The sequence below is a fragment of the Chitinasiproducens palmae genome, from assembly GCF_900095735.1.
GTDB lineage: Bacteria > Pseudomonadota > Gammaproteobacteria > Burkholderiales > Burkholderiaceae > Chitinasiproducens > Chitinasiproducens palmae.
In genome coordinates, this window is sequence record NZ_FNLO01000010.1 from 181,554 (window position 1) to 202,342 (window position 20,789).

At 65.4% G+C, this 20,789-nt stretch carries 18 protein-coding genes, 1 pseudogene and 1 riboswitch; of the genes and pseudogenes, 8 read left to right on the forward strand and 11 right to left on the reverse strand.

Going from position 1 to position 20,789, the window contains the following annotated elements:
* Window positions 1-412 precede the first annotated feature (412 nt).
* The gene (gene ggt, locus BLU54_RS16605) at window positions 413-2,143 is read right to left on the reverse strand and encodes a gamma-glutamyltransferase (RefSeq protein WP_091910820.1); all 1,731 of its coding nucleotides are present in this window, start codon (window positions 2,141-2,143) and stop codon (window positions 413-415) included.
* Between the two features lie 373 nt (window positions 2,144-2,516).
* Window positions 2,517-2,777 (reverse strand): hypothetical protein, encoded by a 261-nt coding sequence (locus BLU54_RS16610; RefSeq protein WP_235837998.1) that lies wholly within the window; start codon window positions 2,775-2,777, stop codon window positions 2,517-2,519.
* Window positions 2,778-3,045: 268 nt separating this feature from the next.
* Between BLU54_RS16610 and BLU54_RS16615 the strand changes: the two genes are divergently transcribed.
* Window positions 3,046-4,749, forward strand: a complete 1,704-nt coding sequence (locus tag BLU54_RS16615; protein WP_091910823.1) for a glutamine--tRNA ligase/YqeY domain fusion protein — start codon at window positions 3,046-3,048, stop codon at window positions 4,747-4,749.
* Between the two features lie 114 nt (window positions 4,750-4,863).
* On the opposite strand, the gene BLU54_RS16620 is transcribed toward BLU54_RS16615, so the two are convergent.
* The gene (locus BLU54_RS16620; RefSeq protein ID WP_091910825.1) at window positions 4,864-5,112 is read right to left on the reverse strand and encodes a hypothetical protein; all 249 of its coding nucleotides are present in this window, start codon (window positions 5,110-5,112) and stop codon (window positions 4,864-4,866) included.
* A gap of 365 nt (window positions 5,113-5,477) precedes the next feature.
* On the opposite strand from BLU54_RS16620, the gene trxA reads away from it, so the two are divergent.
* Window positions 5,478-6,326, forward strand: a complete 849-nt coding sequence (trxA, locus tag BLU54_RS16625; protein ID WP_091910827.1) for a thioredoxin — start codon at window positions 5,478-5,480, stop codon at window positions 6,324-6,326.
* 191 nt (window positions 6,327-6,517) lie between these two features.
* Here the strand turns inward: trxA and BLU54_RS16630 are convergent, their stop codons facing one another.
* A complete protein-coding gene (locus tag BLU54_RS16630) occupies window positions 6,518-7,363 on the reverse strand; it encodes a tRNA threonylcarbamoyladenosine dehydratase (protein WP_091910830.1) in 846 nt (281 codons plus the stop codon).
* 115 nt (window positions 7,364-7,478) lie between these two features.
* Between BLU54_RS16630 and pdxH the strand changes: the two genes are divergently transcribed.
* Together pdxH and BLU54_RS16640 are read left to right on the forward strand one after the other, a co-directional pair.
* Window positions 7,479-8,117: a pyridoxamine 5'-phosphate oxidase gene (pdxH, locus tag BLU54_RS16635; RefSeq protein WP_091910833.1), complete on the forward strand. Its 639-nt coding sequence runs from the start codon at window positions 7,479-7,481 to the stop codon at window positions 8,115-8,117.
* Between the two features lie 96 nt (window positions 8,118-8,213).
* Window positions 8,214-9,512 carry an SAM-dependent methyltransferase gene (locus tag BLU54_RS16640; RefSeq protein WP_091910835.1) on the forward strand — a complete coding sequence of 433 codons (1,299 nt, stop codon included), beginning with the start codon at window positions 8,214-8,216 and terminating at the stop codon, window positions 9,510-9,512.
* 509 nt (window positions 9,513-10,021) lie between these two features.
* Here BLU54_RS16640 and msrA read toward each other — a convergent pair.
* Window positions 10,022-10,564, reverse strand: a complete 543-nt coding sequence (msrA, locus tag BLU54_RS16645) for a peptide-methionine (S)-S-oxide reductase MsrA (protein ID WP_091910985.1) — start codon at window positions 10,562-10,564, stop codon at window positions 10,022-10,024.
* A 157-nt stretch (window positions 10,565-10,721) separates the two neighbouring features.
* Between msrA and kynB the strand changes: the two genes are divergently transcribed.
* Window positions 10,722-11,366 carry an arylformamidase gene (gene kynB / locus BLU54_RS16650; RefSeq protein WP_091910837.1) on the forward strand — a complete coding sequence of 215 codons (645 nt, stop codon included), beginning with the start codon at window positions 10,722-10,724 and terminating at the stop codon, window positions 11,364-11,366.
* Window positions 11,367-11,395: 29 nt separating this feature from the next.
* On the opposite strand, the gene BLU54_RS16655 is transcribed toward kynB, so the two are convergent.
* Window positions 11,396-12,034 carry a peroxiredoxin gene (locus tag BLU54_RS16655; protein WP_091910839.1) on the reverse strand — a complete coding sequence of 213 codons (639 nt, stop codon included), beginning with the start codon at window positions 12,032-12,034 and terminating at the stop codon, window positions 11,396-11,398.
* 1,044 nt (window positions 12,035-13,078) lie between these two features.
* Here BLU54_RS16655 and BLU54_RS16660 point away from each other — a divergent pair.
* The 3 genes from BLU54_RS16660 (at window position 13,079) to BLU54_RS16670 (ending at window position 14,241) form a co-directional block, all read left to right on the forward strand.
* Entirely contained in the window at window positions 13,079-13,366 is a 288-nt protein-coding gene (locus BLU54_RS16660; protein ID WP_328586142.1) for an ElaB/YgaM/YqjD family protein, read from the forward strand.
* A 78-nt stretch (window positions 13,367-13,444) separates the two neighbouring features.
* Window positions 13,445-13,831, forward strand: a complete 387-nt coding sequence (locus BLU54_RS16665) for a phage holin family protein (protein ID WP_091910844.1) — start codon at window positions 13,445-13,447, stop codon at window positions 13,829-13,831.
* Window positions 13,828-14,241, forward strand: a complete 414-nt coding sequence (locus tag BLU54_RS16670; protein ID WP_091910846.1) for a hypothetical protein — start codon at window positions 13,828-13,830, stop codon at window positions 14,239-14,241. Before BLU54_RS16665 ends, BLU54_RS16670 begins: the two co-directional genes overlap by 4 nt.
* Window positions 14,242-14,962: 721 nt before the next feature.
* Here the strand turns inward: BLU54_RS16670 and BLU54_RS23445 are convergent.
* From BLU54_RS23445 to glyA, 5 genes and pseudogenes are all read right to left on the reverse strand, one after another.
* Window positions 14,963-15,592, reverse strand: a complete 630-nt coding sequence (locus BLU54_RS23445) for a hypothetical protein (RefSeq protein WP_139169732.1) — start codon at window positions 15,590-15,592, stop codon at window positions 14,963-14,965.
* On the reverse strand, window positions 15,589-16,698 hold the full coding sequence (locus BLU54_RS16680) for a prepilin-type N-terminal cleavage/methylation domain-containing protein (protein WP_170845185.1): 1,110 nt from the start codon (window positions 16,696-16,698) through the stop codon (window positions 15,589-15,591). The genes BLU54_RS23445 and BLU54_RS16680 overlap by 4 nt, the downstream gene beginning before the upstream one ends.
* Window positions 16,691-17,611 (reverse strand): hypothetical protein, encoded by a 921-nt coding sequence (locus tag BLU54_RS16685; RefSeq protein WP_091910852.1) that lies wholly within the window; start codon window positions 17,609-17,611, stop codon window positions 16,691-16,693. The genes BLU54_RS16680 and BLU54_RS16685 overlap by 8 nt, the downstream gene beginning before the upstream one ends.
* Before the next feature lie 1,100 nt (window positions 17,612-18,711).
* Window positions 18,712-19,185 (reverse strand): annotated as a pseudogene (gene nrdR, locus BLU54_RS16690) (transcriptional regulator NrdR); the annotation flags it as partial.
* 8 nt (window positions 19,186-19,193) lie between these two features.
* Complete coding sequence (gene glyA / locus BLU54_RS16695; protein WP_091910857.1) at window positions 19,194-20,441, reverse strand: serine hydroxymethyltransferase; 1,248 nt, start codon at window positions 20,439-20,441, stop codon at window positions 19,194-19,196.
* A 117-nt stretch (window positions 20,442-20,558) separates the two neighbouring features.
* Window positions 20,559-20,655: riboswitch (ZMP/ZTP riboswitch) on the reverse strand.
* Window positions 20,656-20,789 lie beyond the last annotated feature (134 nt).

Below are 20,789 nucleotides of genomic sequence, written 5' to 3' on the forward strand. Positions count from 1 at the left end.
GGAACGTCATGCCGAGCCAGGCCACGGTCGGCCGAGCTTGCGGTGCTGCCCCGCTGCGGCGGCTGCCGCCAGCGCGGTCCCGGCGCGCCGTCGAGACGCGCCGCCTGGCGCCTTACCGATAGTCGCGCCGGCCCGCGCGCCCGCTGCCTTGCCGGTGGTCGTGCGCCGCCCCGCCGGCCAAGCCGTCATCGGCTGGCGTCGGCGGGGAAACACCGACCGAGGGCCAACCGAGGGCCGACCGAGGGCGAGCGGCCGGTCGGCGGCGCCGCAGGGAACGAGCCGCGCAGAGCGCGCCCATGGGCCCGCATCCAGGCCCGCAATGGGCCTGAACACTGGCCGCGAAAACCCGCCCATCGGCGGCACAGCGGCCCGCATACGCGCCGCAGACAGTCCGGACCCCGGGGGCCGACGCTCAGCGGATGGTCAGCGTCACGCCCCGTCCACGCGGATCGGCGACCGGCAGCGGCGTGCGCTCCAGCACCTGGATCGCCTCCACGTCGCCATTGAAGGCCTGGCTCTGCAGCACGTAGCCGCGCGTCTTCAACGCTTCGGCGAGCGCGCCAGTAGCTGGCATGTACGGCTCGAAGTACAACGTGTTCTCTGGCAGCAACTGGTGATGGAAGCGCATCGCGGCCACCGCCTGCGCGAGCGGCAGGTGGAAGTCGTAGAGGTTCGTCACCACCTGGAAGATCGTCGTGAAGATGCGCGAACCGCCGGGCGTGCCGACGACCAGCGCAACCCGGCCGTCCCGCGTCAGGATCGTCGGCGTCATCGACGAGAGCGGCCGCTTGCCGGGCGCGATCGCGTTGGCATCGCTGCCCACCACGCCAAACATGTTCGGCACGCCGGTCTTGGCGGAGAAATCGTCCATCTCGTCGTTGAGCAGGAAGCCCGCGCCCGAGACGATCACGCCGGCGCCGAAATAGCCGTTGATCGTATAGGTGTTCGAGACCGCGTTGCCCCACTTGTCGACCACCGAGAAGTGCGTGGTTTCGGCGCGCTCGGGCATCGCGGTGCCCAGGCCCGGCTGAACGTCGCGCGTCGGGCTGATGGCGTCCGGGCGCACTTCGGCGGCCCGACGCGCGATGTAGGCGTCGTCGGTGAGCCGTGCGACCGGCACCTTGTAGGCGTCCGGGTCGCCCAGGTACTGCGCGCGATCCGCGAACACGCGCTTCTCGATCTCGGCGAGCAAGTGGATGTACTGCGGCGAATTCAGCTCGACGTTCTGGAAATCGGCCGCGCGCGCCGCCTTCATCTTCAGCAGCTGCACCAGCCCGATGCCGCCCGAGCTCGGCGGCGGCGCCGTGATCACGTCGTAGCCCTGCCAGCTTGCCTGGATCGGTGCCCGCCAGACGGCCTTGTAGTTCGCCAGGTCGCGCCGGTCGATCAGGCCATGGCCGCGCATCGCCTGCTCGATCAGGTCGGCGGTCTTGCCGCGATAGAAATCCTGGGCGCCATCGTTGGCGATCCGTTCGAGCGTGCTCGCCAGTTCTGGCTGGCGGAACACCTGCCCCTCGCGCATGCCGCCGAAGTACACGGCGAAGTTCGTGCGCCCGGCGAAGGTCTTCAGCGCCGCGTCACGCCGCTCGATCAGTTGCGCATCGACCACGAAGCCGTCGCGCGCCAGCGCAACGGCCGGCGCCAGCACCGCTTTCCACGGCAGGCGCCCAAAGCGGCGGTGCGCCTGCCACATGCCGTCGACCGTGCCGGGCACGCCGGCGGCGCGATAGCCGACCAGGCTCATGTCCTTCACGACCTCACCCTTTGCATCGAGGTACATGTCGCGCGTCGCGGCGACCGGCGCGCGTTCCCGATAATCAAGGAAATAGGGCTTGCCGTCGACGTAGAGCGTCATGAAGCCGCCGCCGCCGATATTGCCCGCCTCCGGATAGGTAACCGCCAGCGAGAACGCCATCGCAACCGCGGCGTCGACCGCATTGCCGCCGGCCTTCATGATTTGCGCCGCCGTGGTGGCCGCGTAACGGTCCGCGGCGGCCACTGCGCCGGCGTCCAGAACCGGCGTTGGCGGACTCTTCGCCAGCGCCAGATCGGGCAGCGGCAGAAAGGCGAGTGTCAGCGCGCCGCTTGCCGCCCAGCCGCGCAACCGCCGCCAGATTCCGATTCGTCCCGTGTCACGCGTCATCTCGCTCACGCTGTCCTCTCCCGTGCGCCCGGAATGGGCCGTCGGCTATCTTGCCGACAGCAGGCCCGTTTCGGCAAGTGGCAATGGTCCCGACGCCGGCCGCGAACGCATGAAAACGGCACACGGGACGCGGGACGGACGGCAACAGACAGCGACGGGACGGGAAGGACAAGGAAGGACAGCGACGGACAGCGATCGCAACGAGATCGGGGCGATGCGGGAGCGCGCGTCGGCTGGGCGCTCATCGACGGACACCGCAGTGCAACGGCGCTTCGATCAGACTTCGCGCTGCGTTCGAGCTGTGTTCGACCTGCGCTGCAGCGAACGCCGACTGCGTCGGAGGCGTCGCATCGAGTCAGGAACGGCTGGCGGGTCAGCGATGCGCGCCGATCGCGCCGCCCACCACCGCACCGCCGATGGTTCCGATCGGACCGCCGGTCAGCACGTAGCCCAGCGCGCCGCCCGCCGCCGCGCCCACTGCCGCGCCCTTCTGCGAGCGGCTCATCGATGCGCAACCGCCCGCCTGTGCCAGCACACCGACCGCCACCAGGCCGATGGCGGCGCGGCGTAATGCGGCGCGCACGCCGCGCTTGCGCGTCTGAGAAGCAATGGTGCGGGAGCCGTGCTGATTCATCTTTTTTTCCTTCCTGGGGCCGCGCAGTCCGCGCGGCGCATGCTTTGCAAATTCCACGCCGAGTGTAGCGGCATCGGTGCGCGGCGCGGCCACGGTTTTACGCGACGTTACAGCTGATGCAAATCGGCAAGACCCGGCTCCGCGGCGCGGCGCCCGCCCGCCGACCGGATCGAACGGCGGCATCGAACGGCGGCATGCCGCAGGCGGCCCCTGGCGTGCGGTAGAATCGCCGCTCCATCGCGCGCCATTGAAGAGACAGCCTGAGCGTATGAGCACCCCAACCAACGACGCGGTCGTCGCGTCGAATTTCATCCGGAACATCATCGACGAGGACGCGCGGACCGGCAAATGGCAGGGTCGCGTCGAGACGCGGTTCCCGCCGGAGCCGAACGGCTATCTGCACGTGGGTCATGCGAAAAGCATCCATGTGAATTTCGGACTGGCGCGCGACTACGGCGGCGTTTGCCACCTGCGCTTCGACGATACGAATCCCGAAAAGGAAAGCACCGAGTACGTCGACTCGATCATCGACGCGGTACAGTGGCTTGGCTTCTCGTGGGAGAAGGACGGCAACGCGCACCTGTACTACGCAAGCGACTATTTCGAGAAGCTGTACGGTTTCGCGTGCCTGCTGATCGAACGCGGCCACGCCTATGTCGACAGCCAGAGCGCCGACGAGATGCGGGCCGCGCGCGGTTCGCTGACCGAGCCCGGCAAGCCGTCGCCGTTCCGCGACCGCACGCCCGCCGAAAACCTCGACCTGTTCGCGCGCATGCGGGCGGGCGAGTTCGCCGACGGCGAGCATGTGCTGCGTGCCAAGATCGACATGGCCTCGCCGAACATCAATATGCGCGACCCGGTCATCTATCGGATTCGCCACGCGCACCATCACCGCACCGGTGATGCCTGGTGCGTCTATCCGATGTACGACTTCACGCACTGCGTGTCGGACGCGCTCGAGAACATCACGCACTCGCTTTGTACGCTGGAATTCGAGGACCACCGGCCGCTGTACGACTGGTTCCTCGACCGGCTCGCGGAAGCCGGACAGTTCGCGCGGCCGCTGCCGCAGCAGATCGAATTTGCCCGTCTCAAGCTGACCTATGCGATCACCAGCAAGCGCAAGCTGATCCAGCTCGTGCAGGAAGGCCACGTCGACGCCTGGGACGACCCGCGCCTGCCGACCATCATCGGCCTGCGTCGCCGCGGTTACACGCCGTCGGCGATCCAGCTGTTCTGCGATCGCATCGGCGTCTCGAAAGCGGATTCGTGGATCGACATGAGCACGCTCGAACAGGCGTTGCGCGACGACCTGGATCCGGTCGCCCCGCGAGCGATCGCGGTTCTCGATCCGCTCAAGCTGATCGTCGAGAACTTCCCGGAAGACGGCCGCGAGCCGTGCAGCGCGCCGGTGCATCCGCATCATCCGGAACGCGGACAGCGCGACTTCGTGTTCACCCGCGAACTCTGGATCGAGCGGGACGACTTCACGGAAACGCCGCCAAAGGGCTATTTCCGTTTGTTCCCCGGCAACAAGGTCAGACTGCGCTACGGCTTCGTGATCGAATGCATCGGCGCGGACAAGGACGCCGACGGCAACGTCGTGGCGGTCCGTTGCCGCTATTTCCCCGACAGCAAATCCGGTACCGAAGGTGCCAACACCTACAAGGTGAAAGGCAACATCCATTGGGTCAGCGCGACCGACGCGGTCGCCGCCGAGGTGCGTCTGTACGATCGTCTGTTCGCCGAGCCGCAGCCCGACGCCGGCGGCCGCGACTTCCTGCAAGCGCTCAATCCGAATGCGAAGCGCACGGTACGAGCGTTCGTCGAGCCGTCCGCAGGCGCGCTGGCGGCCGAGGCGCGCGTACAGTTCGAGCGCCACGGTTACTTCGTTGCCGACCGCCGCGACTCGGCGCCCGGACGCCCGGTGTTCAATCGTGCCGTCTCGTTGAAGGACAGCTGGGGCAAATAGGCCTGACCGCATGACCCGCTGAAACGAAAAACGGTCTGCCGAGGCAGACCGTTTTCTCATCCGCGCCCGGCAGGCTTCACCGGGCGGGCATCGACGCGTGAGCGACCGATCGTCTTACTTGTTGGCCGGATCGACGCTCGACGCGCCGTTGTTGCCCGCGCCAGCAGCCGAGTTCGTGCTGGTCGTGTCCGAATGCTTCATGTGACGATGCGACTTGCTCTTGTGGGTGCTGCCCGTCGGGGCCGCCGGTGCGATCGCCGCCGGGGCCGAAGCCGACGTGTCGGCTGCCGGCGACTGGGTCGCTTGTGCGAAAGCGGAGCCAGCGAACAGGGTGGCGGACAGTGCGATCAACAGTTTGTTCATATCAACGTACTCCAGATGTCGAGTTGCTTCGAAAAGCGATCACGATGCTCGTGAGGGTGTCGACGCCGCGTTCCACACCGCGGCGCGCAACCCCGACATGATTGCCTCGCTCCGACTCAGGCACGCATGACTCATGCCTGCCCGAACGCCGGCAGCCGACGCGCCAGACGACGCTACCGACGCATGGCCGGTGCGACCGAGCTAAACGCCTGCGCAGGAAGGCTTATTGCCACGAATGCGCGCCTTGCGCAGGGCGAGCGCGCCGCGCGGAACATCGGGGACGGTTGAGATCGCCTGGACCATCCCCAGATGATTTTTCGAAATTACGTGCAACCACGCGTAGATTTGCTCGCAAGGAGAAAGAAATGGACACCACGTTGGACACTTTCGAGGCAGACGTCATCGCGGCCTCGCATCAACTGCCGGTACTGGTCGATTTCTGGGCGCCTTGGTGCGGCCCCTGCCGAGCGCTCGGGCCGTTGCTGGAACGACTGGAAAGCGAATTTGCGGGGCGCTTCCGGCTGGTGAAGGTGAATTCCGACGAGAACCCGGAGTTGGCCGCACAGTTCCAGGTGCGCAGCATTCCGTTCGTGCTGGCCTTCGTCGGCGGCCGTCCGGTCGATCAATTCGTCGGCGCGTTGCCCGAGGGCGAGTTGCGCCGCTTCATTGCGCGGCTGCTACCGCCACCCGAAGTTCTTGCACGGCAGCGCGCCCAACAGGCGCGCGCCGAGGGCCGGCCGCAGGACGCCTACGCGGCGCTGCACGAAGCGCTCGGCCTCGCCGACGGCTTCGACGATGCACGCCTGGATCTGATCGAGTGGCTGCTCGCGGATGAACGCTACGACGAGGCGCGCGAGCAGGTCGGCAAACTGTCGCCAAAGACCACGCAAGGCATCGATGCACGTTTCAACGCGCTGAAGACACGACTGGACGCGGTCGATCGCAGCGCCGACCTGCCCGGCGCGGATGCGCTGCGCGCGCGGATCGAACAAGACCCGGCGGACTTGGCGGCGCGCTTCGACCTGGCCAATGCGTTGATCGCGGCAAGCCGCTACGACGAGGCACTGGCGCAGTTGCTCGAAATCGTCAAACGCGATCGCACCTACCAGGACGACGTCGGACGCAAGACGATGCTGTCGGTGTTCGAACTCGCTGCCGACCAACCCGCGCTGGTCGGCAAGTGGCGCAAGCAACTGGCCAGTACGCTTTATTGAAGCCCAGCCACGGGCATAACGCACCGCTTGCAAGGCGCGGCACCACGGCCCGGGCGGCGGCACGCACGGCGCCGGTCCCGGTGCAAAGCACGATATCAACCTGTTTCAGCCGGCGCCCTGCGTCGTCGACTGCCACGTTCTGCCGGCATGGGCGATGGATGCGCTTATTGGATGGCCGACCAGGCGGCCGACTAGTCTGCTGACTGCGCGGCTGACTGCGCGGCTGACTGCGCGATCGCTTGAAGCGCCTCGCCGGCGGCCACGAAGCCGAACGCGGCGGTGACGATCACGCTGGAACCGAAGCCGGCGCAATTCAGCCGTGCGCCGACCGGCGCGTCACTGTCACTGGCTGGCGGCTGGCGCAGCGCTTCATCCGAATACACGGCGCGAATTCCCATCTTGCCGCGCTTCGGCCCTGGAAAGCCATACTCGCGCCGCAAACGGCCGCGCACCTTGGCGAGCAACGGATCCTGAACCGTGCGCGCCAGATCGTCCACCCTGATCCGGGTCGGATCGACTTGTCCGCCCGCGCCGCCGACCGTGACGATGGCCTGTCCACGGCGGCCCGCCCACGCCAGTAGCGCAACCTTCGCCTTGCTGTCGTCGATGGCATCGACGATGAAGTCGTAGCCGTCGCCGAGCAGCGCCTCGACCGTGTCCGGCTCGACGAATTCGTCCACGGCATCGACCCGGCACGACGGGTTGATCAGCGCGATGCGTTCACGCATCGCATCGACCTTCGCCTTGCCGAAATTGCCATCGAGTGCGTGCAATTGCCGGTTCGTGTTGCCGAGCGCGACGTGATCGAGATCGAACAGGGTCAGATGCCCGATGGCGCTGCGCGCCAGTGCCTCGACCGTCCACGAGCCGACGCCGCCGATGCCGATCACCGCAACCCGCGCAGCTTGGAAGGCGCGGTAGGCGGGCTCGCCATACAGGCGAGCCACGCCCGAGAACCGGCGCGCCAGTTCGTCTCCGGCAACGGCCGGCGCGAAACCGTCGTCCAGCGCACCGATTTCAGGAAGTTTTTCTGACATTTTGAAAGTTATCGCGTAAATGCCCTTTATTTCGGGAGGAAACGCGAAGAATCGACTATCCGCAAGAATTACCTGCTTTGGTTATACTGCAAGCGTTGACCGTCAGTGAGCAATCGTGGACAAGTTAGCAGACCTGCGTCGGAGCTACGCACAAGGGGTTCTCCTGGAGGCGGACGTCCAGTCCGATCCGATCCAGCAGTTCGAACATTGGTTCGCCGACGTACTGGCGTGCGAACTGCCCGATCCCAACGCGATGACGTTGGCCACCGCCAGCCGCGACGGCCGGCCCAGTGCGCGCATCGTACTGCTGAAAGGCATCGTGGATGGCGGCTTCCGCTTCTTCACGAACTACGACAGCCGCAAGGGCCGCGATCTCGCGGAAAACCCGCACGCAAGCTTATCCTTTTATTGGGTCGGCCTCGAACGCCAAGTGCGTATCGAGGGCACCGTCGCAAAGACCAGCGCCCAGGACAGCGACGAGTATTTCTTCTCCCGGCCGGTCGAATCGCGTCTGGGCGCATGGGCGTCCGAGCAGAGCCAGCCGGTCGCCGACCGTGCCGCTCTCGAGCAGCGCGAACGGGAGTTCAAGGCCCGCTTCGGCGATGACCCGCCACGGCCGCCTCACTGGGGCGGTTATCAGTTGTCCCCTCAAACCATCGAATTCTGGCAGGGCCGCCCTTCCCGGCTCCACGATCGCCTGGTCTATTCGCGCAACGCGGACGGATCGTGGACGCTGTCGCGACTCTCCCCCTGAATCCCGCGCCGCAACGTACGGCGCGCGGGGTCGCGTCGCCGCGCGACGGAGTGTTCAACGGCCGGGCAGGCCAACCGCATGTCTTGGGAGATAACAATGTTTTGGGAGAAAAAACTGGCGCACTGGGTCGACGCGGTGCGGGCCAATGCCAACGTCCCGGCGCGTCTTGTTCTCTGGAACGGTCAACAGTTCGACTTCGGGACGTTCGACGCGCCGCGCGTGACGCTGCGCGTCAATTCCGCCGCCGCGGTGCCGATGCTGCTGGAGCCGAGCCTGGACAATCTGGGCGAAGCCTACGTGAAGGGCAAACTGGATGTCGAAGGACGCCTGCCTGACGTCATCGAGATCGGCTACGCGCTGGCCCGGGGTTTTGTCTCCACGCCAAGCAAGCTGGCGCGGGTGGCACGCCATTTCACCCACTCGAAGGCCAGCGACAAGAAGGCGATCCAGTATCACTACGACGTCTCGAACGCGTTCTATGAACAGTTCCTCGACCCGAACATGGTGTATTCGTGCGCGTATTTCGAGAACGGCGACGAGGATCTGGCGACCGCGCAAGTCAAGAAGCTTGACCACATCCTGACGAAGATCCAGTTGCGCCCCGGACATCGTCTGCTCGACATCGGCTGCGGCTGGGGCGCCCTCGTGATTCGCGCCGCGCAGCAGTATGGCGCGCAGTGCGTCGGCGTCACGCTGTCGCAAAACCAGTTCGATCTCGCGACCGCGCGCGTCAAGGCGGCCGGCCTGCAGGACAAGATCGAGATTCGTCTGCAGGATTATCGAGATGTCGACGGCGTGTTCGACCGCATCACCAGCGTCGGCATGTTCGAGCACGTCGGACGCAAGAATCTGTCCGGCTATTTCGGGAAGATCAATGCGCTGCTGGCCGACGATGGCGTAGTGATGAACCATGGCATCACGTCCACCGATCCGGACAGCGGCGAGACTTCGCACGGCGGCGGCGAATTCATCGATAAATACGTGTTTCCCGATGGCGAACTGCCGCACATCAGTTTCGCCATGCAGGCAATGCAGCAGGGTGGCCTGGAAGCGTTCGACGTCGAGAACCTGCGCCGCCATTACGCCCGTACGCTGGCGCTGTGGACCGAGAACTTCGAGGACCATGCGGAAACGATTCACGGCCTGGTCGACGAGGAACGGTTCCGCATCTGGCGCGTGTATCTGGCGGGCTGCTCCTACGCCTTCGAGCACGACGACGTCGCGATCTATCAGATCGTCGGCCGCAAGGCCGGTCAGTTGGCCAGCGGCCTGCCGTGGTCGAGGCGCTATATGTACGACCGCGCGAGTGTTTGTAATGCCACCAGTGCCGCCAGCGCCGCCAACGAACCGGTCGCGCCGAACGTGACGGCGCTCGACCAGGCTGCAAACGCGTAGCGCAACCGGCGCCGGATGGCAGGCGGCGAACGCCCGACCGTGGCCTGTATTGCGGTAAGCGCAGGCTTGGAGATGCGCATTTCAGCCGCTTGCGGTGGACGAACGGCGCATCGGACGGTGGCCGGCGGCGGGAAAGCGCCTGGGCCTGCCCGCGCACCGCACGCCGCCTTGCCACCGTGCCACCGTGCCACGTCCGGACGGTAGGGTGAGACCTTTTGGCCAGCACCGTTCACAAAGCCGGGCGCGCCGGGCTTGTCCATCGACGGGCCAACGGCAGGCCAACGATAGGCTGCGCCATCCGCGCCATCCGCGGCAGCCCGCGCCTGACAAGCCGCGCCTGACAAGCCGCGCCTGACAGCCTGACAGCATTACCGGCTGGTCAGCGTCGCGAGCCCTCGGCGCAACTCGCAAGATCAGAACGACCAGCACGACGCTGCGACCGCCACGCGGCGCATGGAAAGCGCCCCGGCCTCTTTTCCTACTTCCCGTCTCGTGCCAGCGCGACCGGTTCAGCGAAGTCGCGACGCAAACTGCTTGCGGAACTTCGCCACCTTCGGTGCGACCACGTAGGCGCAATAACCCTGGTTAGGGTGCTTGGCGTAGTAGTCCTGGTGGTAGGCTTCCGCCCTGAAATAATTGCCGGCCAATGCTTCGACCTGCGTCACGACGGGTCCGTCGAACACGCCCTCTTCGTTCAGCTCGCCGATTACTTCATGCGCAACCCTTGCCTGCTCGTCGGTATGCGTGAACACGACCGACCGATACTGAGTGCCGACGTCATTGCCCTGGCGGTTCAGCGACGTCGGGTCATGCGTCGCGAAAAAGATGCGCAGGATGTCGCGGTAGCTGATCTGCGCCGGATCGAAGGTGACCCGCACTACCTCGGCATGGCCGGTAGTCCCGTTGCACACGGCCTCGTATGACGGATGATCGATATGGCCGCCCGCGTAGCCGGACTCCACGTCCAGTACGCCCCTGACGCCCAAAAATACCGCCTCGGTGCACCAGAAACAGCCGCCACCGAGCGTCGCGATTTCTTCCTTCTGTTCCATCGTTTCCTCCTTCACTGGCGTGCCATTACGCGGCGCAGCGCGCGGCACGGCGATTTGTCCGATAAACAGGTTAGTTGGCAATTGGCGTGCCGCGTCATTCGACCACCTCGCAGTTCAAGGCTTTATGATGGCGACTTCCGATGGCAGGGATAGGGCAATGACAACGCAAACCACGCGCAGGACACTCTGGGACATCAGCCCGGCGATCGACGTCGGCTTTCCCACCTGGCCAGGCGATACACCGGTGGCAATCGAGCGGATGTGGCGTATCGAGAATGGTTCGCCGGTCAACATCGCCCGCCTGACGCTATCGCCGCACACCGGTGCCCACACCGACGCACCGCTCCACTACGACCGCGACGGAATGCCGATCGGAGAGGTTCCGCTGGACCGTTATCTAGGAAGATGCCGCGTCGTGGACTGCCGTGGCGCCGGCTCGCTGGTCAGGGCCGAGGCCTTGGCCGACGCACTCGACGACGTGCCCGAGCGCGTGTTGCTGCGCACCTACGAGCGGGCGCCGGTCGAGCGCTGGGATTCCGATTTCACCGCGGTCGACCCCGCAATCATCGACATCCTGCACGCCCGCGGCGTGAAGCTGATCGGCATCGACACCCCATCGCTCGATCCACAGGAATCGAAAACCATGGACTCGCACCACCGCGTCCGGGTCCATCGGATGTCGATCCTCGAAGGCATCGTGCTCGACGAGGTGCCTGCGGGGGACTACGAGTTGATCGCCCTGCCCCTGCGGCTCGCATCGCTCGACGCCAGTCCCGTGCGCGCGGTGCTGCGCGCGCTCTAATGCACTGGTGGCGTCGAGGCGGACGCCGCTTACTTGTTGGGCTGCGGGGTCATGCGCAGATACGGGCGCAGCGCCTTGTAGCCCTTCGGAAACTTCTGCTTGATGACCGCTTCGTCCTTCAACGAGGGGACGATCACGACATCGTCGCCATCCTTCCAGTTACCCGGAGTGGCGACCGAATGGCTATCGGTCAGTTGCAGCGAGTCGATCACGCGAAGCACTTCATCGAAGTTACGACCGGTGCTCGCCGGATAGGTGATGATCAGCCGCACCTTCTTCTTCGGATCGATCACGAACAGCGACCGTACAGTCACGGTCTCGCTCGCGTTCGGGTGAATCATGTCGTAAAGCGTGGACACCGTCCGATCCTTGTCCGCCAGGATCGGAAACCCGACCGATGCGGCCTGCGTCTCGTTGATGTCCTTGATCCAGTCCTGATGCGAGTCCGCAGTGTCGACCGAAAGCGCAATGGTCTTCACATTGCGCTTCTCGAATTCGTCGGCCAGCTTCGCCGTCAGGCCAAGCTCGGTCGTACAGACCGGCGTGAAGTCCGCCGGGTGCGAGAACAACACCCCCCAGCTGTCTCCCAGCCACTCATGGAACTTGATGCGCCCCTGACTCGAATCCTGCTCGAAGTCGGGTGCGGTGTCGCCAAGACGTAGCGTCATGATTCTTTCTCCGTGTCTTCGTTCTGCGGTGGATCGACAAAGGATACGCCAGAGCGTGCGCCGGCCGTGCAACTTTGTCGTCACTTCAACATGACTGCGGGTAATGGCCGGGTAATGGCCGGTAATGGCCAGTTGATGGCCGGTCAAGGTTCGGTGAAGAGCGGGCAACCGGCAAGCAACGGACTGGTCATGGATCGGTGATGGATCGGTGATGGATGGGAAACGGGCCAGCCGTGCGCCGATGACGCACCAGTCAGACATCGGTCAGCGGTCGGTCAGGTATCCGTGACCCATCGGCGGCGCAGCGTAGCGCGCTCTGTCCGAAACCGCGCGACGGGATCGCCTACTACCGCGGCGCCGACGGCTGCCTCGAATGTCGTGCAAGCGGTGCAACCCTTCCTACTCGTCGATGAACGCGCGATGCCACGACAGGCGAGGCCAAGCGCGCAAAGCGACGGCTGAGCCGGACGTCGCTGACTTGCCGATCGGTGGGCCGGCGTACCGCTACACCACCGCTACACCACCACTACACCACCACGACATTCACGCAGCAGATTGCCAGAGCTCCTGCTCCGTACTCTTTACGCCGGCACTCGCACACGCCTGCCCTCGCTAGCCTCGAAGGCCAGGCATTTCCAACGTCCGGGTCTCCTGGCATCGTGCCCCCCCGGCCTCCTGGCCTCCTGGCCTCCTGGCCTCCGGGCCTCCGGGCTTCCGGGCTTCCGGGCTTCCGGGCTTCCGGGCTTCCGGGCTTCCGGGCTTCCGGGCTTCCCGACTTCCCGACTTCCCGGCTTCCCGGCTTCCTGTTATTTGGTTTGCCGGTCTCCTGGTGTCAAGGCGTACAGACGCAGCGCGGCCCGGACGTCCGACAACCCGGGCATCGGCAATCGGCAATCGCGATCCGCTGTCGAGAGGCGAAACCGTCAGCCGTTTTGGCAATGTCTGTCACCGTTGTAACGGACGCTTGCGCCTCGTAACCAGCGTTTTCCGTTACGATAAACGGGGTGCACTGTGAAAGTCGCTCATAACTCGAACCACAATCCGATGGAGGACCGAATGACCGATATCAAAAGCGTTCTGACCGATGCCGAAGACCTGCTCAAGCAAGCCGCGTCGACGACTGGCGAGCGTGCCGCCGAACTGCGCGAGACGGCGTTGAGCAAGCTCAAGCAGGCCAAGGAAAAGGCTGCCGACGTGCAGGTCGTGGTGGTCGAGAAGGGCAAGCAGGCCGCCCGCGTGACCGACGACTATGTGCATGACAATCCGTGGCGCTCGATCGGCATCGCCGCAGTGGCCGGTATTGCACTCGGCCTGCTGCTGAACCGCAAATAAGCACGCGATTGTGCGGCCCGGCGGCATGAGTCCGCCGAGTCGCGTCGCCCCGTTCACCTACGTCGACAAGGAGTCTGGATGAGCAGTGGCAACCCGCCTGGGCCGATCGACTCGATCAGCCGCCTCGCCCAATCCTTCAGTGCGCTCGTCCAGACGCGCCTTGAAATTTTCAGCATCGAACTCGCCGAGGAGAAGGACCGCCTGCTGCGGTCCATCCTCGCGGGCCTGACCGCGCTGCTGTTCGCCGGGGCCACCCTGATCGCGTTCACCGCGCTGATCGTGGTGCTGTGCTGGGACAGCTACCGCTGGCAGTCCATTGCAGTGCTGACCGTTCTATACGCGTTGATCACCGTCTGGCTCGGACTGTCAGTGCGCAACGGCATCCGTCAGGCACCTCGCGCTTTCGATGCGACGATTCGTGAGTTCGAGAACGATCGTGACGCCTTCACACGGGGACCAAGATGAGCACCCATCACGATCGAACGCATTTGAACAACCGCGAAGTGCGGGCAGTCCGCAAGGAGTTGCTGGCGGCACGCGCGGCAGCGAACCGCAGACAGATCGCGGAAGCGCGCAACGAGTTGGCGCGAACGCTGACGCCTGCCGGTCTGTTCACACTGTTACGGCGCCGCTCTACGGGTGCATCGAACGGCCTGCCGCTCGGCGGCTTGTTGCGTGGCCGATCAGCACGATTCAATGGCGGACTTCAGGGCGCGCTTCCCACGCTGCCGACCTTGCTCGCGATTCCGGGGGCGGGACTGCTGCTGGGCCGGCTGTTCAGGCCGCTGAAGTGGGCTGCACTCGGCTGGAGCGCGTGGCAAGGCATTCGAGCCGGACGCGCAATCCGAGCGCGCCGGGTTCAGCCGCCACGTTGAGTCAGCGTCGCCCGAACCTGACCTTGCGGCCGCGGCCGACCGGTCGGCTGCCTATCCTTGCGCCCTGACGATCTCGGGGCCTCTTGATTCCGCGGCCTCACAATTTCGATCTTGCGGTCACGCGATGAGGCGCGATTCCCGCGCCGCATACGTCTGCGCGCCGGATCGAAACCCTGCGGGCCAGCAGGCACGCATCGCCCGCGCGGTCGGCGCCTCGGCGAGCGCTTCTTACAGGCACCGCGCAGCCGTCGTACAGGCGTCGCGCAGCCGTCGTACAGGCGTCGCGCACGCGTCGTGCGGTCGCTACGCTTGCGTCGTGCACGATCAGGTCGAACGCCATTGCGCTGCACCTTCTGACAACACGCCGCCGCAACGCGAAGCGGCTGCGAATCTTGGCAGCCGGCCAGTGCAGTACTCGGACAGCACGGGCATAGCACGCGAATAGCCCTGACAACGCGCCGGCAATGCGCGACGGGGTTGCAGGGCGCAACGCGCAACCGCCATCGCGAAGATGCAGCGGTGTGGCGGCATGGCCGCATGGCAATATCGCGGCATGGCTGTGTCGCGTGCCGCGCGGGTAAAGTAGGTTGGGTCGCCGAAGCATGCTGCAACGCGTTGAAGACCGTGTTACCCGACGCCCACAAGCGCGTGTCGGCTAGCCAGCGGCCGCACGCCAGACGCAACCGGCCTCGACAACCTCATCGATGACGACCTCATCCGGTCAGTTCATCACCGGGTCCAGCCACACCCAGTGGCGACCGTGTTTACCATCCGTGCACATCTCCAGCTGCAGCATACGGCTCGCTCGGCCTGAAGGCGAGCTGCCGATGACGGCAACCACTTCCCCATTTGGTTGGTCGTCGATCGGCCCCTTATTGCTGGATGAGGCAGCGTCAATGCGCCCAGCAGACGCGCAGTCTGCCGAACCCGCCGACCCAAACACGAACGTAGGGCTCGGGCCACTACGCAGAGTACGGGTATCCAATCCCGCACTTGCTGGACCTTCCACACCTTCCGCATTTTCACTACCTGCCGCACTTTCACTACTTTCAGCGCCGTCAGCTTGGCCAGTCTGGTCTCTGCGCGCGCCCTTCGTAAGTCGATTGCCAACCACCGTTTCGCGTGATGATGCCCTTTCGATGGTCCGTCTTGCCAAACACAGCGGCAGCGCTGCGTCAGCCGCATGGAAGGCCTGCACCGTTTCGACATCGATGCGCGCCTGCCGAACCTCGTCCGTCGCGCGCAGGAGCAGCGCCTGACAGATCGCGGCCAGCGCAGCGGTAAGTAACACGGCCAATAGCAGTACAGCGCCCCGGTCGCCGGTGGCGGACCGTCGCGAGCTTCGAGTCATGGCTGAATCCAGGACGGGACCCCGTCGGTAGGCAAGCGGCCGTTCCCACCCGAACGGTCGAGGAAACGCGCTCCGACGGCAGCGTCATTACGCGGCGCGATATGCAGATCGACGCGCCACGGCGGCGCCATGCCACTGTCGCCGTCGCTGGCACCGCCGCGCTCATCCGTCCGGTGCATGCCGCCAGCTTCCAAGCGGGCGACTGGGCGCGGGTGGTCCGCCATTGTTGGTCCGGTCCGCGTGGCTCGAGCAGGCCGCGTCGATTTGCCCACACCATCGACACTCACACTGACGCCGACAATGTCGCGTGGGTCCAGCGCTGTGGTGTCCGACAAAGCGTGCAACGATCCTCTTGCAACGACGTCAACACGCATTGTTCCGACGTTGTCGACCACCGGCTGCAAGCCATGCCAGGCCGGTGCGCGAACGTAGAGCGTCGACAGGCCGGTTGCCTTGTTGCGCACCATCAGCGTGCGTAGCGACGGGGCAGCGGCAGATGACGATCCATCGGCCCGAGCAGACCGGAGCGACTTGCCCGGTTTGACTGACTTGACTGACTTGACTGACCGAACCGACTCGACTGAGTTAACCGTCCTGCCGCGCTTGACGGATGTCCCGAATCTGCCCGACTTGCCGGTACGGGTCGGCCTTGCCGATCCGTCGCGCCTTCGTGGCTGCGTCGCCCTATCGACGAGCATCAACGAATCCGCAGCCGTTTGCTTGCGGCAACCACACTGCCCCTCCTCTGTCACTTCCGCATCGCGGCAAATCCGCACCGCACCGCCGAACAGTTGCTGCACCGGCTCGCCGTTGGACTTGTTGCCGCCATCCGTGCCGCTCTTCGACAGATCGGGCGCAAGCGATAGCCCGTCCCGACTGGCTCCTGCGAAGCGAATGTATGCCGTGAACAGGCGCCGTACCGTTCGCCTGTCCCTGGCTTCCGCCATCTGCTCATCGAAATGCAGCATTACGCGCTGCGTCAGGCGGCCCACGCTCACCAAGCTGCTGACAACGACCAGTCCCATCGACATCGCGAGCAACACTTCGAGCAATGTGAATCCGCTCCGGCACGCATGCCTTCCTCGCGAGACCTTGCGTTCAGCCATCATCCAATCCTGTGACTCCCAGAGCAAGGTGAAGACAAGCGGCCGCCGACCGCGGCTTGGGCCGTGATTCGATGTCGCTCACGATGCCTTTGTCATTGTCGCAACCAAGGTGGGACCGCATCCAGGCAGCGGCATCGCTGCGCCACAGAACGGTCAGGACGGCGGCGTCCTGCCCGGCGGTGAGCCTTACCTCACCGCCGGGCAGAGTCGCCGCGGCAGCCTCGCGCCACGGTGCGAGGGCGGCCTTCACCTGCGTGCAGTGGATTGTTGCTGACTGACCGGGATTCGTCTCCGACATCATCAACAAGCTTTCCACAGCATTGGTGCCAATCTCGACCGCCCGGATCTGCTGGTCGACAAAGCGGGCGATACGGGTCAGCTGCGCCGCGGTCGAAGCCGCGCCCGCGGCGGCAAGCAAGGCGATCGAGATGCCGAACAACACTTCGACGAAGGTTTCACCGCGGCTGTTACCGACGCCGCGCGTGGTCGCCACGCGAACGCGACGCATCGATGGATGGGGCGGGCGGCGACATAACGCCGACCGGCGTCCGCGACGACTCGACCGCGCGGCGGTGGGCGCCGATGCGGCAGCGTTTCTCGCGGCCTTGCAGCGCCCCTCCCGCACGCGCAGCCGCCCGGTCGCCGCCACAATCAGGCACCGTGGCGTGACGCGGCCCTCGGTTGTTGCGAGTTCGATGTTGCTCTCACTGGCGTGTGGCAACCCTGTCGCGGGACTGAACAGAAACGTATGCCGGCTCGGTTCGACCACAATGCCGGGCGGGAGGTCGATCGCCCGCGACATCTCTGCCACGCCGCTGACGTCTCTCCACGTCATCGTCAGCCGGCAAACGCCAGGCGATCGGTCGAACGCGCGCTGTGCCGACCGCAGCGGCACGATCGGCTCGGCCGACATCCGAGCCTGTGTAGAAGCGCTTCTGCCACTACGCGCGGCTCGCCCGCGAGCGACCCCTGCTGCCCGATCGAACGGCTCGGGCGGCAGCGACAAGGTACTCGACTGCCCCGTCCGCAACGCATGGTCGCCCGCCTGCCGAAACGCACTCACAAGCCGCTGCGTCGCGTCGCTCAAGCGCGATACCTCCCGCAAGCGGGCCGCCCCCGACAGCGTCAGAGACGCCCCGGTCAGCATGACCGCCATTGCACAAACGAGCTCGATGAGACTAAGTCCCGTGTCGGGAACAGCCTGGTGACGCGCGCGGCCGCATGCGCACGCCGCTCGGGAATGGCGAAGGCGTGGCAGCGCCCGACGATGGTAGGAGGCAAGCCGATGCATGACGTTTCCTGGCTGAAGACGGTGTATCGACTTTAGTGGGCGTCGGGTGCGCGATAAACTCGGCCGAAAGGCATAGGCCTTGGCGCAACGCGCTCTCGGAATCAGGAAAGTTGCGATGCGATTCGCATACGACGCCTGCGCGCCGACGACAGCCGGGCGTCTACGGACGACGCTCGACGTGCAATCTACAAGGGAAGGCATTCGGCGAGCGCGTCGGCCACATGCCGCCAGCGGAGCCAGGCATCAAGGTACAGGGCCTTGAAGCGGCGTCGCCGGATTGCCGCAATCGTGCAGCGTACAAAGGCGCTCAGCGAGTACCGCGAACGGCATACGACGCGGTTGGCGAGGGCTCGCGCCGCTAAAGACTTGAACGGCCGCGATCGACACGTCAGGCGGTGCCAGTGAACGGCATCGCGCGGCAAGGGGCGGCAGAGCCCCCACGGCACGGCAGCCGTGACCCGCCCAAGCCGCGGCCCTACTCGAAAAGGTGATTCGTCCAGTCGGAATAGACTGGCGAAGGATTGGGCATCAGGCCGATTGCCCGCATTGCCCGCATTGGCCGCATTGGCCGCATTGCCCGTAGGCGATGACAGTGCTGCCCGATGCCGGACAAGCCGCAGCGGGCCCAGCGCTCAGGAAGCGGGCGGCTCGCGGTCTTTCGGCTCGCGTGCGGCGCCATCGTCCACGGAACCAAGGCGCGGCGAAGCTGCCGATGCGTTGCCCGGCGTGACGCCCGGCGAGGCCGCATGCCGCTCGAATTCGTCGATGACTGCCTCGAAATCGGCGATGTCCTCGAAGCGGCGATAAACCGATGCGAAGCGGATGTAGGCAACCTTGTCGAGCCGGGCCAACTCGTTCATGACCCATTCGCCGATCCGTTCGCTGCGCACTTCGCGCTCGCCGGTCGCCTGCAATTGAAACTCGATGCGCGCCACGGCTTCGGCAATCGCATCCGCGCTGACCGGCCGCTTGCGCAGCGCCAGCTTCATGCTGCCTGTCACCTTGGCGCGATCGAATTCGGCGCGACTGCCGTCCTTTTTGACGACAAAAGGCAGCGTCAATTCGACGCGCTCGTAGGTCGTGAACCGCTTGTCGCATGCGGCGCACCGGCGGCGCCGACGGATCGCTGCGCCGTCCTCCGAGACCCGTGAATCGACGACCTGCGTGTCGTCGTGACGGCAGAACGGGCAGCGCATCGCGGGGCTTAGCGGTAGACCGGGAAACGGCGGGTCAGCGCCTGCACCTTCTCGCGCACGGTGGCGAGATTGGCTTCGTCTTCCGGATTCTCGAGTACGTCGGCGATCAGATCGGCCACCTGCTTCGCTTCCTCGGTGCCGAAGCCGCGAGTGGTCATCGCCGGCGAGCCGACGCGGATACCGCTGGTCACGAACGGCTTCTCCGGGTCGTTCGGGATCGCGTTCTTGTTCACGGTGATGTGCGCCTCGCCCAGCGCGGCCTCGGCCGCCTTGCCGGTGATGTTCTTGGCGCGCAGGTCGACGAGCATCACGTGGCTCTCGGTGCCGCCGGAGACGATGCGCAGGCCGCGCGCCGCCAGCTGTTCGGCCAGGACCTTGGCGTTGGCGACCACGCGTTCCTGATACGTCTTGAACTCCGGCGACAGGGCCTCCTTGAAGGCCACCGCCTTGCCGGCGATCACGTGCATCAGCGGACCACCCTGGATGCCCGGGAAGATGGCCGAATTGATCTTCTTCTCGAATTCCGCTTTCGACAGGATCACACCACCGCGCGGGCCACGCAGGCTCTTGTGGGTGGTGGTGGTCACGAAGTCGGCGTGCGGCACCGGATTCGGATACACGCCCGCCGCGATGAGGCCGGCGTAATGCGCCATGTCGACCATGAAGTAGGCGCCCACCGACTTGGCGATGCGGGACAGACGCTCGAAGTCGATCTTCAGCGAGAACGCCGAGGCGCCAGCGACGATCAGCTTGGGCTTGTGCTCGTTGGCCAGCTTCTCGGCGGTGTCGTAGTCGATGTCCTCGTTTTCGTCGAGTCCGTAGCTCACCACCTTGAACCACTTGCCGGACATGTTGACCGGCGAGCCGTGGGTCAAGTGGCCGCCGTGCGCGAGGCTCATGCCCATGATCGTGTCGCCCGGTTCGAGCATCGCGAAGAACACGCCCTGGTTCGCCTGCGAGCCGGAATTCGGCTGCACGTTCGCGGCCTCCGCGCCAAACAGCTGCTTGACCCGGTCGATCGCCAGTTGCTCGACCACGTCGACATATTCGCAACCGCCGTAGTACCGCTTGCCGGGATACCCTTCGGCATACTTGTTGGTCAGCTGGGAGCCTTGCGCTTCCATGACCGCCGGACTGGTGTAGTTCTCGGAGGCGATCAGCTCGATGTGATCTTCCTGGCGGCGGTTCTCGTTCTGGATGGCTTCGAACAGCTCGGGATCGATTTGCGAAATCTTGCTGGTGGCGCGGTCGAACATGGCACTCTCTCTATGGATAGCAGGGAACGATCGAAATGACGGATGTCGGTCGTGAACCGGCCGGTCCGGCGCATTGCGCGCCACGGAGTTCCAGACAGGACAAGCCAGTCGCTTCGAAACGGCTGCCCAGGCGAACGGCAAAAGACACTCTACGCTTCCCGGTGGTCGTCCACCTCGGGTGGGTGCACCCGTATCGCCAGTCACATAGAGGATCGTCGATTCTATTGGATCGGCGCCCGCAAGGCAATCGCGGCACGCCGTCCGCCCTCTACCACCGTGCCCCGTCCGCCCGCTTTTCGCGGGTCGCGCTCCCGAGTCTTTCCGAGCCGGCCTCTGGCTTACCCCGAT